A 14,667-nucleotide genomic window follows, 5' to 3' on the forward strand; every position below is an offset into this window, starting at 1 on the left:
ACTACATAACTTTTAGTCAGTGAAAGTTACACGTGCAATTGCTTTTTTCCCAGACTGAATAATGAAAGTCCCGTTTTCTTTTACAGAGAAACTTGCATCTACTACATTCCAGTCTACTTTTACTGCACCGCGTGCAACAGCATCTTTTGCAGCTGCTGCATTTGGATTTAATCCTGCTACGCGAAGAATCGTGGCAATAAAGATTTCACCACCAAACTCACCACGTGAAATAGTTACTTCAGGAGTATCTGCCGGCACCTCACCTTCTGTAATACGGTTACCAGCACTCTTATGAGCATTAGCAGCAGCTTCAGCATCATGGAAGCGTTCAACCAACTCGAGTGCAAGAATACGTTTTACTTCTTGTGGATTACGACCAGCCGCGATTTCATCTAATAAAGCTTTGATCTCATCTAGAGATTTAAAACTTAATAAATCGAAATAACGTTCGATTAAAGAGTCAGGCATTGATAATACTTTTTGGTACATTGCACCTGGCGCATCAAAAACACCAATATAGTTACCTAAAGATTTAGACATTTTATTTACGCCATCTAAACCTTCTAGAATTGGTACAGTGATACATACTTGTGATTCTTGGCCATAACGGCTTTGTAATGTACGGCCCATAAGTAAGTTAAAGGTTTGGTCTGTACCACCTAACTCAACGTCTGCTTCAAGTGCGATAGAGTCATAGCCTTGAACTAAAGGATATAAGAACTCATGAATTGCAATTGGCTGATGATTGTTATAACGCTTAGTGAAGTCATCACGCTCTAACATACGTGATACTGTTTGCTGGCTTGCCAACTGAATAAGATCCGCAGCAGACTTTTGGTTAAACCACTCTGAATTAAAACGTACTTTTGTCTTATTCGGATCTAAGATTTTGAAAACTTGTTCTTGATAAGTTTTAGCGTTAGCTTCAACTTGTTCGCGTGATAACGGCGGACGAGTTGCACTTTTACCCGTTGGGTCACCAATCATGGCTGTATAGTCGCCAATCAAGAAAGTAACTTCATGACCCAAATCTTGAAACGTTTTTAGTTTGTTAATAAGAACCGTATGTCCTAAATGTAAATCTGGAGCTGTAGGGTCAAAACCAGCTTTAATTTTAAGAGGACGATTCTCTTTAAGCTTTTTCAGTAAATCTTCTTCTGAAATAATTTCGTGCGTGCCTCGTTGGATGAGGGCAAGCTGTTCTTCGGCGGGCAAGAAATTTGACATCACAAAACCTAAACACATCAGTTATTCAATTTGTGCGATATACTAACATTTTTTCAGCGTCTTGCAGGGGAAGTTGCATATGAGCGCAATCTATATCGGCGTAATGACTGGCACTAGTATGGATGGTGTGGATATTGTTGCGGCTTCATTTGAGCCACTACAGCTTCATGCCACACTTACAGTTCCATTCGAACCCGAGTTACGTGATGAGCTTATGGCATTAACTTTACCCGATGACAATGAAATTGACCGCATGGGTAAAGCTGATGTTGCTCTAGCCAAAATGATTGGTCACGGGATTAATTCTCTCATTGAAAAGCACCAATTAGATCGTAGACAAATTAAAGCGATTGGGTCGCATGGACAAACCATTCGTCATCGTCCAGAGCATGGTTTTACGCTACAAATTGGCGATCCAAACATTATTACTGAGATCACTCAAATCCCGGTCGTTTCAGATTTCCGTCGTAGAGATATGGCAGCAGGTGGTCAAGGCGCTCCATTAGTGCCTGCATTTCATCAGGCATTATTCCAGCACCCAAGTATTCATCGGGTGATTTTGAATTTAGGCGGCATTGCCAATGTAAGTATGTTGCCAGCTAACAATCCAGACGGCGTTTTTGGTTTTGATACTGGACCTGCCAATATTTTGATGGATGCATGGTGCCATCGCCATACAGGCCATCCATACGATGAAAATGGTGACTGGGCGGCTTATGGTCATCCTATTCGCTCTTTACTCGACCGTCTTTATGCTCATGAGTATTTTTCTAAAGAACCTCCTAAAAGTACGGGACGTGAAGATTTCAATATTGACTGGTTAGATGATCAGTTAATCGATTGGCGTAATGATTTAACTTATGATGAGTTAGAAGATACACCTGAAAATATTCAAGCTACCTTATTGAAACTTACTGTACGTGCCATTCAAAAAGCGATCTATCGTTCTAATATGGAAACAGGTGAAGTTTATGTATGTGGAGGTGGAGCTTATAACTCCTATTTGTTAGAACAATTACGTTGGCGCTTACGTAAGCACAATTGGTCAGTTCAAACCACTGATGTTTTAGGGCTCTCCCCTACTTGGGTTGAGGCTACAGCATTTGCATGGTTAGCAATGCGTTTTGTGAATGGTTTAAGTGGTAATTTACCTGCGGTAACCGGAGCGTCAGATTTTAGAATCTTAGGCACGATCACGGCGGTATAAAACTACTTATTCGATTTAATTGGACTGATTCGACCTCATAACACATTTCCTGACCCGAAATGCTGTTATTAAATTGGTCATAAAAATTCATGATAAATGCCAACAAAAATAAGTAAGGCATGTTCTTATGGATCTGACCAAACGTATTCATCAATACACACGTGGGGCTTGGACATTCGATGTCATTGATTCAGGCCCTATAGATGGCCCTCTCGTGGTTTTATTGCATGGCTTTCCAGAAACTGCCCATAGTTGGGAGCAGACTTCGGAATTATTACATCAGCATCAATTTAGAACATTTGCGCTCCATCAACGTGGTTATAGTCTAAATGCTAGACCACAAAGCCGCTTTCATTACGCTTTAAGTGAACTAACTGAAGATGTCGCAGTTTTTATTAAGGGACTTGGTCAACCAGTTTATTTAATTGGGCACGACTGGGGTTCTGTAATTGCGTCTAGTGTAGCTATGAAGTATCCACAGTATATTCAACATCTCACTTTAGTTTCCGTACCCCATCAAGCTGCTTTTTTAAAAGCCTGCTTAAGTAGCAATCAACTACTAAAATCTTATTATTTTGCAGTTTTTCAGCTTCCTATTTTGCCCGAACTTTTATTTAAGAAAATGCCTAAAGTAGCAAGAAAATTTCTTAAATCATCTGGCATGACCGAACAGCAAATTGAAATATTCGAAACTGAATTTATAAAAGAAAATAGGCTAACTACGGCATTAAACTGGTATCGTGGCTTTTTTTGGGAAAAGCCTGAAAATCCTTTTAAAGCAATAGACGTTCCCACTCTTTTTATTTGGGGTAAGCATGATATTGCAGTAACAGAAAAAAGTGCCAAGTTAAATTCAGGTTATTTTAAAAATAATTATAAGGCTATTTTTATGGATGCCTCTCATTGGATTCCTTATCAAAATGCACCTGAACTCGTACAATGCTTTTTAGAATCTATACATGATCAAGCATAATCTTATAAATAAAAAACCTCTCTATAATGAGAGGTTTTTTTATTTAAAATTCTTTTTAAATTGAGAATGAAGAACCACAACCACAGGTTGTTGTCGCATTCGGGTTCTGCACAATAAAGCGTGAACCTTCAAGGCCTTCAACATAATCAACCACTGAGCCAACTAAATATTGATAGCTGAGCGAGTCAACCAGCATCTTTACGTCGCCATTTACAAATTCAGCATCATCTTCATTTACGCTTTCGGCGAAATTGAAGCCGTATGAAAACCCTGAACACCCGCCTCCGGTTACATATACACGTAACATGAGATCGTCATTCCCTTCACTATCACGGAGTTGGCGTACCTTATTGGCAGCATTATCTGTCAAAACTAGAGCTTGGGCATTCATGATGATTGTTCCTCGGATTTTGCTGTGCCTTTCAAAATAAAAAAGACCCTATATTGAGTATAGCATAATCAATATAGGGTCTGTCTTCGAAGTTTAAAGCGAATCTTGAGTATTTTTATCAAGATTATTTGTAATTCTCATCTTGTAAGCCACATTCAAAGTTTTTCGCGTCTTGCTTACAACGGAATTGCCATAATAGTTTCATCATCCGTTTATCATAAACACCGCGTTGTGTAAGGTTAATTCGAGACTCACGCATGAGCTTTTGGTAACCCGGTTTATCGGCAGCTGGTACTTCCATCCAATATTTTTGCGGAATATCCGCTTTCATTTTACCCAAGATAGTAAAAGCACGCGGTAACTGACCAGCCACCCACTCTCTAGATTTCTGACCAAAACCAGCTGGGAATTTGTCTGGACGAATAATAATATTTCCGGTCACCTGTAAGATTGGATAGTTTACAATTGCCCCTTTTGTACCTAAGCCTTTTTGCAACTCTAAAGGTTTAAACGCTGCTGCTGGCGCACCAATAATATCGACCTGATGGTTATTAAATTTGGCCCCGAAGTTAGTCACATCTGCACTCACTGCCTGAGCACCCACCTGCTGAACCATGATTTTTTGTGCTTCATCGTAGTCTAATACGGCGATTTTTTTACCCGCAGCTTTCGCTACGGTATTAATACTACGGTCGTTTACTAAAAGGTAAGCATCTCCTACCGGAATAACACCTACTACCTCATAGCGGCCATTGACCATATATTTACTAAAGGTTTGGCTTGCTAAACCTTGCATGACTTTAACAGCAAGTTTGAGATCTGGAATCGCACCAATTGCATCTAATGATCCCGTAAATGAGTTGAATTGACGTCCGCGCATGCCTGATACACTAATACCATCACATTTGCCCGCTTTAAAATCTTCAGCAATCACTGCTTCATTCTGGTTTACTTTTAGTTCGATATCAGCTCCCCAGTTTTTCGCTGCAAGCTGATAGTCCTTCATGAGTGCATAGACATCGCCATTTTTACCAACAAAGTCAAAAACACATATGGTTTGTTTGGCCTCGGCTGCAAATGAAATTGTTGTGAGTCCCATCGCAAGTAAAAGCGTTTTGGAAAATCGCATATTCTTTTCCTTTCCTTGTAAATTTTTTGTTTTTGGCATCAAGAAATTTCACGCTGGTTGGCATGATTCTCATGAGATATGCTTCATCTAAGATTCACAATTTAGATATTTTTATGATCAATTCTGTTTATCCGAGCTCAATAAAAAATAACGAGTTAAATTCCCTTAGCTCTTTTAATGACTCACTTCCTTGTTCTATTTTCTAATATCTTCATATATCCAGATGAAGTTTTATCCTCAATTTAGATTAGCGTCTTTTTAATGAATCACAATGGCTGAATTGACAGCCTATAGAAAGCAAAAAAGCCTAGAATAAATCTAGGCTTTTAAGTTCAACATGAATTATTCACCAGGCATTGAACATTCAAAGTTAGCTTTGTCTACAGAACAACGTGCTTTTTTCAATACAGACATCATACCTGCATCGTAAATACCGCGTTTAGTTAAATCCATACGGCCATCACGTAACATTTTTTGATATTTCAGTTTGTCTTCAGCACTTAGGTTCATTTTATATTTACCTGGAATTTGTGCTTCTAAACGGTTAATCATTGCAAAGCTTTTTGGTAATTGTTTTACGAACCAATCACGAGACTTTTGACCAAAGCCTGCTGGGAATTTATCAGCACGCAATACTAAATCAGCCGTTACATGTAATACTGGGAAGTTCCACATTACACCGTTTGCACCCAAACCTTTGTTCAATTCTAATGGTTTGTAAGCATAAGCAGGCGCACCTACCATATCTACCTGACCATTATTAAATTTAGCAGCAAAGTTTGAAATATCAGAAAGAACTGCCTGAGCACCTACGCGCTGCACCATAATTTTTTGTGCATCGTCATAACCTAACACAGCGAATTTTTTACCAGCAGCTTTTTCAACTGAGTTGATGTTTTTATCACGTACGAAAATGAACGCTGAACCTAACGGAGAGATACCAGCAACTTCGTATTTTTTACCACCAAGGTTAGTTGTCATTTTTGCAGCATTACGTGCATCTAATACATAAGTAATAGCACGTTGTGCAATTTGGTTATTAGGAACGCCACCAAGCGAGTCGATTGATCCGGCAAATTTGTTATATTGGCGAGCACGCATAGCTGTCATTGCTACGGCATCACATTTACCAGCTTTGAAATCATTATCTGCAACAGCCTCGTCCTGACGAGGAACTAAGTTAATTTCAGTACCCCAGCCTTTTGCAGCTAGAGCCCATTCTTCCATCATTTTATATGAGTCGCCTGCTTTTCCTAAGAGGTCGAATACACACACGGTACTCGCTGCTTGCGCTGAAGCAGAAAAACCAACAACAGAAGCGGCAGCCATAGCAAGTACGATTTTTTTCATTTTCTTCATCCTTCCACGGAACAGATTTTTTGTTTGAAGTTTCCTTTCAAACACAGATATTAATCATGTTTTTTAGAAAAAAATAGAGCTTTTACTCAAATATTTTTATCTCATTGAACCATTGTTTGTTCGATTTAAATTATTTATTAAAATAAAAAATCGCTAATTTTCCGTAAGTTATTTTTTATATTCACAATTTTCATACCCATATTCAGCTTTGAAATATCTGTAGGGTTTTTGTGATTAAAAAACAAACTACTCTCCAGTAAGCGTACATTCAAAATTTGTCCGTTCAATGGTGCATCGTGCGCGCTTGAGTACACTCATCATTGTCGCGTCATATACACCTTGTTTTGTTAAGCCAAGGCGACCTTCACGTAATATTTTCTGATATTTCAACTTATCTTCGGCTGAAAAATTTAATTTAATTTTAGGAGGAATCCCGGTTTCTAACCGTTTTACCATTGCGAAGTTCTGTGGCAACTGTTTAATAAACCATTCACGAGACTTCATTCCAAAATTGGCCGGAAACTTATCACTTCTTGCAATTAAATCCCCTGTGACGTTCACCACAGGAAAAGTAAACATAGCTCCATTTGCTCCAATCCCCTTACCAATTTCTAAAGGTTTATAAGCATAAGCAGGTGCAGCAATTGCCTCGACTTGGCCACTATTAAACTTTTTCACAAAATCGGTAATCTCAGAAGGAATAGGCTGGGCACCTACACTTTCAACCATAATTTTCTGGGCTGCGTCATATTGCAAAATAGCAAACTTAGTCCCACGTACTTTCTCAATTGAGTTGAGGTTTCTATCTCTTACAAATAAGTATGCTAGTCCAATCTGGACAATTCCAACCACCTCATAGTTTGTTCCATTTTGTGTGGTTAGCATGCGATGTTTATTACGTTGATCCAAAACGTAACTAATCGCCTTTTGAGCAATAGCATTACTTGTCACCCCGCCAATCGCATCAATCGAGCCTGCAAATTTATTGTAGTTTCGTGCTCGCATTGAAGTCATATAAGCTGCATCGCATTTACCCTCACGCAGCCTACGATCTACTAGAGCTTCATCTTGAAATGGAATTAATGTAATGTCCGCTTGCCAACTTTTTGCCGCAAGTGCCCATTCTTCCATCATTTTGTAGGATTCACCTGATTTACCCAATAAATCGAATACACATACGTTTTGCCCCGCGTGTGTTGTCCCCATAGCACAGCAAATGACTGCACTTACTATCCCCAATCTTTTTTTCATTTGACTTTCCTTAGTCTAGTTTTATTAGTTAGTAGCTCATTTATCAACCAAGTTTTAAATTGTTTTTATTTTAGCCATATTTTTCTAAATGTGGCCTATCTTGCTCAAAATTTGGATATTTTCAGACGAATAGCTTTAATCGGGATCAGTGAAACCATGCAATCTCAGTATTTATAAACTAAAACTCCGAAAGTTTTGTCTTCATGATCAGTTCTCTTTAAAATACAGCATCCCTAACTCACCTCAATAAGACAAGATGATTCAATTTGACCAAGTTTCTTTACGCCGCGGTGGACGTGTTCTATTTCAAAAAGCGTCTATGCAATTACACCCAGGTTGGAAGATTGGTCTGACTGGGGTCAATGGTGCAGGTAAATCAACACTATTTGCAGCATTACTCGGTAGCTTAGGAGCAGATGAAGGCTCGCTTACTCGCCCTTCTGTATGGACTGTGGCGCATATGGCGCAAGAAGTTAAAGCCCTAGACATGCCTGCTATCGACTTTGTCCTTTCTGGTGATGAAGAATATTGGGATATTCAAAATAAACTTGCTCAACCAGAACAATTAACTGACTCGGATTTGGCTAAATTACATGGCCGTTTTGATGAAATTCATGGTTATTCTGCGCCATCTAAAGCAGCTCAGCTGATGGCTGGCTTAGGGTTTCTAGAACATCAATTACGTTTAAACGTTGCTAGTTTTTCTGGTGGATGGCGTATGCGTCTGAATTTGGCGCGTACATTGATGAGTCGTTCTGACTTACTCTTATTGGATGAGCCAACTAACCACTTAGATTTGGATGCAATTTTATGGTTAGAAGATTGGCTCAAAGCTTATGAGGGCACCCTCATTTTAATCTCGCATGACCGAGATTTCTTAGATGCAATTACAGACCATATTCTTCATATTGAGAATCAGGAACTTACTCTTTACACGGGTAACTACTCCATATTTGAGACCACTCGAAGTGAACGTTTAGCACAACAACAACAAGCTTTTGAAAAACAGCAAGAAGCCCGTGCTCATTTACAAAAGTTCATTGATCGCTTTAAGGCTAAAGCCACTAAAGCTCGTCAGGCACAAAGTCGTATTAAGCAACTTGAACGCATGCAGCAACTTGCACCTGCTCATGTAGATACACCGTTTACTTTTAGTTTCCGTGAACCTACCAAAATGAGTTCACCGTTGCTGACCCTAGAAAATGCCAGCATAGGTTATGGCGATAAAAAAATTGCTGAAAAAATTAAACTTCAAATTACGCCAAACTCGCGTATTGGTCTGCTTGGTATGAATGGTGCAGGTAAATCAACATTGATTAAAAGCTTGGTGGGAGATTTACCATTACTGGCAGGTGAACGTAAAGCTTCCGAGCTACTTAACATTGGTTACTTTGCACAGCACCAAATGGACGCTTTAGATGGTCAAGCCAGCCCAATGCTTCAACTCGCCCGGATAGCCGATAAACAAATTAGTGAAGCAACATTACGTTCTTTTTTAGGTAGTTTTGGCTTTAGTGGCGAACGCATGGATACTCCATGTGAAAGCTTCTCTGGGGGTGAGCGCGCTCGTTTGGCCTTAGCACTCATTGTATGGCAGCGCCCAAATGTTTTAATTCTGGATGAACCAACGAACCACTTAGACCTTGATATGCGTCATGCGCTTAGTATGGCCTTACAAGATTTTGAGGGTGCAGTTGTTCTGGTTTCTCACGAACGTCAACTTATTGCCAGCGTTTGTGATGAACTCCTTTTGGTACACGGTGGCAAATGTACCGAGTTTGAAGGTGATTTGCAGGATTATGCTAAATGGCTACGTGAAGCACGCCAGCAACAAATCAATGCTCAGACTGCTGTAGCACAAAATAATTCATCTTCTGCCGCTCCAGCTCCCGCTAAAGTCGATAAAGAAGCACAGCGTAAAGAAGCAGCTCGCCGTCGTGAACAAACTCGACCAATCCGTAAAAATATTGAAAAGGTTGAATCTCAAATTGAAAAGCTTCAGCCACGTCTTGCTCAAATCGAAGAAGCTTTAGCAGATACTTCACTATATGAAGCTAATCGTAAGGACGATTTGCTTAAACTGATGAATGAGCAAACCGAACTCAAAGCTAAGCTTGAACAATATGAAGAGCAACTCTTAGAACTCATGATGGAACTTGAGGAAATGGAAGCCTCATTTGAAAACTAAATATCTTGGCCAGTATTCGTATATTTAAGTATCTGTACTGGCTTTTATTTTTTATTAGCTTATAAAAATATGAACGATCTCTAATAAAGTTTCATTCAGCTGTTAAATTTTTGAGATAGATTCAAATTTGATAACATATAAAACTTAAGCTACATCTTAAGGGTTGCCATACACAGATAATTTAACTAAATTCTGTAACTTCGTTTTTACCCTTCTTGAGTAGGTATTTAATTCGGGATCAGACAAACTGAATGAATTTTATTGATTTTATTACTAATTTTGAACAATTTTTACCTATTTTGATTCAGGAGTATGGTGCATGGGTTTATGCCATACTCTTTTTGATTATTTTTTCTGAAACTGCTTTTGTGTTTATGTTCTTTTTACCTGGAGATAGCTTACTTTTAACTGTAGGTGCACTGTGCTCGGTGGTTGAACTGATGCATCTTGGTTATATGATTACTCTGCTCACCGTTGCAGCAACATTAGGCTATATCGTCAATTATTCTATTGGCCGCCATTTTGGAAACCGTATTTTTGAAGCAAAATCACGTTTTATTAAAAAAGAATATTTGAATAAAACGAACCGCTATTTCTTGCAACATGGCGGTAAAACTATTCTTTTAGCACGTTTTATTCCTTTCGCACGTTCTTTTGCACCCCTCGCTGCCGGCTCAAGCAATATGAGCTATGGAAAATTTTTGATTTACAATGTGGCAGGAGCTATTTTGTGGATCTGCATCCTTTTAACGGCTGGCTACCTATTTGGCCATGCACTCATTCAAGTTACAGATTTTGTTGAAAATTAATAAGTTTGGTTAAATAAATTTATATAGCTAAAAATAAAGGGAATGAATTAATCATTCCCTTTATTTGATTTAGATCAAAGTAACTTTATCTAAACTTTTTGTGGTTTTCATTACGAATATTTACCAGATTAATTGCTTCAGCTTTGGCTTGGTCCAATTGTCCCTTATCAACAAAAACCGTAACCCGATCAATTTCAGCAACCAACTGATCTAAACCCGCTTGGTACTCTTTTACCTGTACATTTTCAGGGGGTAAACCTTCCAACTTATGAGGTAAAGATAATTTTGAAGATAATGCTGCCTGACGCATAATCACAAGCTGCTGTTTAGCGTTATCGATATCTTTTGCTTCAGCAAAGGCTTTAGTGCTCTTCGCTAAAGTTTTCATGTCGGCTTCCAAGTCTGCTGCAAATGCAGAATGACTCACTAAAGCCGCACATGAAATCAGCATACTTGCTAGAATTTTTTGACTCATCATCTTCTCTCCCTAGACTGATTTAGAATCTTGCTATCAATTAAGCATCAATATCCGCATTTAATGCATTTTCTTCAATAAAGGCGCGACGTGGTTCAACATCATCGCCCATTAAGCATGAGAACATGCGATCAGCTTCAATTGCATCATCAATAGTCACCTGTAACATATTACGGTTTTCAGGGTCCATTGTGGTTTCCCAAAGCTGCTCAGCATTCATCTCGCCCAGACCTTTATAGCGCTGGATCATCATTCCACGGCGTGAATCTTGCAGAATGTGCTGCCATACCTGATGGAAATTAGCGACTTGAATACGACGATCACCTTTTTGCAAGTATGCGCCATCTTCAATTAACTTGAACCAACTCTTCGAGTTCTTCAATAAACGAGCATATTCCGCAGAATTCAATAAACCTGCGTCAAGTAAGTAAGCATGTGGCAAGTTATGAACATATACAGTTACACGTGGCCAGTAATGCGCAGATTTCTCGCCTTGAGCATTCTCGCGTTCAAATGTTTCAAGCGTAATTTCAGGGCGCAAACTTGGCTGTAGTCTTTGTACAGCTTCACGTACTTGATCCGCCCATTGTTGTACATAAGCTTGATCATGGTTTTGATCTGCTTTAAATGCGTCGACTTCGAGTAATGCATCAAGTAAGCTTGCTGGATAACGTAACGTTAAGCGTTGTAAGCTCTTTTGTGAAACTTGATAGTCTTGAATTACTTTTGCCAGCGCTTCACCTGTAATTGCAGGCGCATCAGCACTAATATATAAAGCAAGCTCATCAATCGCATTTGAAATCAAGTAAGTTTCTAATGCGTCGTTATCTTTAATATATTGCTCTTGCTTACCTTTTTTGAGCTTATACAAAGGTGGCTGTGCAATATAAATATGACCACGTTCCACCAACTCCGGCATTTGACGGAAGAAGAATGTTAATAACAATGTACGGATGTGCGAACCATCGACATCGGCATCGGTCATAATAATAATTTTATGATAACGGAGCTTGTCAGGGTTATATTCTTCACGGCCAATACCACAGCCAAGTGCTGTAATTAATGTACCCACGTCCTGACTAGAGATCATTTTATCAAAGCGCGCACGCTCAACGTTCAGGATCTTACCTTTTAAAGGTAGAATAGCCTGCATTTTACGGTTACGGCCTTGTTTGGCACTACCACCCGCAGAGTCACCCTCGACAAGATACAATTCAGAAAGCGCTGGGTCTTTTTCCTGACAGTCAGCCAATTTACCAGGCAAACCTGCAATATCTAATGCACTCTTACGGCGTGTCATTTCACGTGCTTTACGTGCAGCATCACGTGCGCGTGCAGCATCAATAATCTTGCCTGCAATTGATTTTGCAGCTTGTGGATTCTCAAGTAAGTAAGCAGAGAACTCTTTGTTCATTGCTTGCTCTACCGCTGGTTTTACCTCACTTGATACCAATTTTTCTTTTGTCTGAGACGAGAATTTCGGATCAGGAACCTTAACAGAAATAATGGCTGTTAAACCTTCACGCGCATCATCACCAGTCACATTCACTTTTTCTTTCTTGAGAATATTTTCATTTTCAAGATACTGGTTTAAGCCACGTGTTAAAGCTGCGCGGAAACCTGCTAAGTGCGTACCACCATCTTTTTGTGGAATGTTGTTTGTGAAACAGCGAACATTTTCTTGGTAACTATCGTTCCATTGCAATGCTACTTCTACAGCAATGCCGTTGTCAGCATCAGCTGTGAAATGGAAGATTTCGTTGAGATGGTTTTTACCTTCGTTGATGTATTTTACAAACTCAGATAAACCACCTTCATAGTCATACACATGCTCAAGGTTAATACGTTCATCACGTAAAACGATACGTACACCAGCATTCAAGAAAGAAAGCTCACGTAAACGGCGTGCTAGAATTTCAACATTAAAAATGGTTTGACTGAATGTTTCTGCACTTGGCCAAAAACGTACAGTTGTTCCGGTATTATCCGTTTCACCAATCACACGCAATGGATATTGCGGATCGCCATGATGATATTCTTGCTCATGGATTTGACCAGCACGGTAAATTGTTAGATGCAATTTACTTGAAAGTGCGTTAACAACCGAAACACCTACGCCGTGTAAGCCACCTGAAACTTTATAGCTATTATCGTCAAACTTACCGCCTGCATGCAGAATCGTTAAAATTACTTCTGCAGCAGAAACCCCTTCTTCAGGGTGAATATCGGTTGGAATACCGCGGCCATTATCTGAAACACTGACCGATTCATCCTCGTGAATCGTGACAATAATTTCATCGCAGTGGCCAGCTAAAGCTTCGTCGATTGCATTATCGACAACCTCAAACACCATATGGTGTAAACCGGTACCGTCGTCTGTATCCCCAATATACATACCCGGACGTTTACGAACTGCATCTAATCCACGTAATACTTTAATACTAGAGGAATCATAAGCCTTTTCATTGGTTTGTTCTGTTTGAGAGGCTGATTGAGACTCTGAACTCATGGTTTCTCCCTAGCAAATATAGGTTTATTCAAAGATGGGTAACATCAAAAAATTATGGTGCAGCAAGACTAACTTGACCGGATTCAACACTGAATAATTGATATGAAATAGACAGATCATGTAAATGTTTTTTTACCGATGCATGATCTAAAGTTGTCATAAAAACCTGGCTACCAAGTTGGCTTAATCGTTCAATTAAACGTTGTTGTGCGGTTAAGTCTAATTCTGCTGTCAGATCATCCAATAATACCACAGTTTCCTTATTACTCGCATGCAACATTGCAATTTGTGACAGTTTTAAGGCAATAATCAAGAGTTTTTTCTGACCTCTTGATAAAACATCATCAGCATGTCCAAATGGCGTTTTTAAGCGCAAATCTGCCCGATGAGGACCATACTCGGTATAACGTCTCTCGATGTCTTTTTGATGCTGATTCAACAAGTCTTGCATAAGCCCCTGCTCTGTATGAAAACCTGGGCTATATTCCAGCTCAATCTCCAAATCAGGCAGTAATTGGCTTAAGTCATTTTGGAAATAAACATTCCATTGCTCGACAATACTTAAACGCTGTGAGTGCAAAATCTCGCCATAATCACTCAACATTTTGTTCCACGGTTCTAAATCAGCTAATGAAAGATTACGCCGTGTTTTGAGTAAGGTATTACGCTGCTTTAGCGCACGAGAGTAATATTGCCACGCAAAATAAAATTCAGGTTCCACGTGGAACATAAGCCAATCTAAAAGTTGTCTTCTTGGCTTGGCACCATGATCAATAATATCCGTACTTTGTGGATCAATATGCTGTAAAGGAAGTAACTTTGCGAGCTGACCTTGAGTCGCAACGGTATCGCCATTCACTTTCATGAGTTGCTCACCAGAAGCGAGTTTTTGCATACCAATTTTTTCAGTTGCTGACTGAGCAAATACAATCGCGTCGTCAGCTTCATATTGAATATAATTTTTGGGTATATGTGTACGGAATGAGCGACCTGTTGCAAGCAAATGGATCGCTTCTAAAATTGATGTTTTACCCGAACCGTTTGCGCCATAAAAGACATTAAACGGTTGCAACCCATGGAGTGCAACCGTTTTTAAATTACGCACACGTTCAATATTTAAGCGCGTAAGATGCATATAGTTAAACCAGA

12 protein-coding genes are annotated in these 14,667 nt (G+C 39.4%); 4 read left to right on the forward strand and 8 right to left on the reverse strand.

Going from position 1 to position 14,667, the window contains the following annotated elements; translation table 11 throughout:
- Positions 1 to 12: 12 nt before the first annotated feature.
- The gene (tyrS, locus tag EG365_RS07985) at positions 13 to 1,245 is read right to left on the reverse strand and encodes a tyrosine--tRNA ligase (RefSeq protein ID WP_000335558.1); all 1,233 of its coding nucleotides are present in this window, start codon (positions 1,243 to 1,245) and stop codon (positions 13 to 15) included.
- Positions 1,246 to 1,306: 61 nt separating this feature from the next.
- On the opposite strand from tyrS, the gene EG365_RS07990 reads away from it, so the two are divergent.
- Positions 1,307 to 2,434: an anhydro-N-acetylmuramic acid kinase gene (locus tag EG365_RS07990; protein ID WP_001274581.1), complete on the forward strand. Its 1,128-nt coding sequence runs from the start codon at positions 1,307 to 1,309 to the stop codon at positions 2,432 to 2,434.
- A gap of 127 nt (positions 2,435 to 2,561) precedes the next feature.
- Positions 2,562 to 3,407, forward strand: coding sequence for an alpha/beta fold hydrolase (locus EG365_RS07995; RefSeq protein ID WP_000366401.1), 846 nt, complete (start codon positions 2,562 to 2,564; stop codon positions 3,405 to 3,407).
- 55 nt (positions 3,408 to 3,462) lie between these two features.
- On the opposite strand, the gene erpA is transcribed toward EG365_RS07995, so the two are convergent.
- From erpA to EG365_RS08015, 4 genes are all read right to left on the reverse strand, one after another.
- Positions 3,463 to 3,798: an iron-sulfur cluster insertion protein ErpA gene (erpA, locus tag EG365_RS08000; RefSeq protein WP_000993572.1), complete on the reverse strand. Its 336-nt coding sequence runs from the start codon at positions 3,796 to 3,798 to the stop codon at positions 3,463 to 3,465.
- Between the two features lie 124 nt (positions 3,799 to 3,922).
- Complete coding sequence (locus EG365_RS08005) at positions 3,923 to 4,927, reverse strand: putative solute-binding protein (protein ID WP_001212536.1); 1,005 nt, start codon at positions 4,925 to 4,927, stop codon at positions 3,923 to 3,925.
- Positions 4,928 to 5,269: 342 nt separating this feature from the next.
- Positions 5,270 to 6,277, reverse strand: coding sequence for a putative solute-binding protein (locus EG365_RS08010; protein ID WP_000724999.1), 1,008 nt, complete (start codon positions 6,275 to 6,277; stop codon positions 5,270 to 5,272).
- A 255-nt stretch (positions 6,278 to 6,532) separates the two neighbouring features.
- A complete protein-coding gene (locus EG365_RS08015) occupies positions 6,533 to 7,537 on the reverse strand; it encodes a putative solute-binding protein (RefSeq protein WP_000746542.1) in 1,005 nt (334 codons plus the stop codon).
- A gap of 256 nt (positions 7,538 to 7,793) precedes the next feature.
- Here EG365_RS08015 and EG365_RS08020 point away from each other — a divergent pair, with 256 nt between their 5' ends.
- Positions 7,794 to 9,725 carry an ATP-binding cassette domain-containing protein gene (locus EG365_RS08020; protein WP_000613969.1) on the forward strand — a complete coding sequence of 644 codons (1,932 nt, stop codon included), beginning with the start codon at positions 7,794 to 7,796 and terminating at the stop codon, positions 9,723 to 9,725.
- A gap of 251 nt (positions 9,726 to 9,976) precedes the next feature.
- The gene (locus EG365_RS08025; protein ID WP_001009202.1) at positions 9,977 to 10,534 is read left to right on the forward strand and encodes a VTT domain-containing protein; all 558 of its coding nucleotides are present in this window, start codon (positions 9,977 to 9,979) and stop codon (positions 10,532 to 10,534) included.
- Between the two features lie 85 nt (positions 10,535 to 10,619).
- On the opposite strand, the gene cybC is transcribed toward EG365_RS08025, so the two are convergent.
- Genes cybC through recF form a run of 3 tightly spaced genes read right to left on the reverse strand, consistent with a single transcriptional unit; the run spans position 10,620 to position 14,653 of the window.
- Complete coding sequence (gene cybC / locus EG365_RS08030; RefSeq protein ID WP_000987631.1) at positions 10,620 to 11,012, reverse strand: cytochrome b562; 393 nt, start codon at positions 11,010 to 11,012, stop codon at positions 10,620 to 10,622.
- Between the two features lie 37 nt (positions 11,013 to 11,049).
- On the reverse strand, positions 11,050 to 13,518 hold the full coding sequence (gene gyrB / locus EG365_RS08035) for a DNA topoisomerase (ATP-hydrolyzing) subunit B (RefSeq protein ID WP_000093725.1): 2,469 nt from the start codon (positions 13,516 to 13,518) through the stop codon (positions 11,050 to 11,052).
- A 52-nt stretch (positions 13,519 to 13,570) separates the two neighbouring features.
- A complete protein-coding gene (gene recF, locus EG365_RS08040) occupies positions 13,571 to 14,653 on the reverse strand; it encodes a DNA replication/repair protein RecF (RefSeq protein ID WP_000550807.1) in 1,083 nt (360 codons plus the stop codon).
- Between the last annotated feature and the right edge of the window lie 14 nt (positions 14,654 to 14,667).

Origin of the sequence: Acinetobacter sp. FDAARGOS_494, from assembly GCF_003812225.1 — a bacterium.
In the GTDB taxonomy this organism is placed as follows: domain Bacteria; phylum Pseudomonadota; class Gammaproteobacteria; order Pseudomonadales; family Moraxellaceae; genus Acinetobacter; species Acinetobacter baumannii.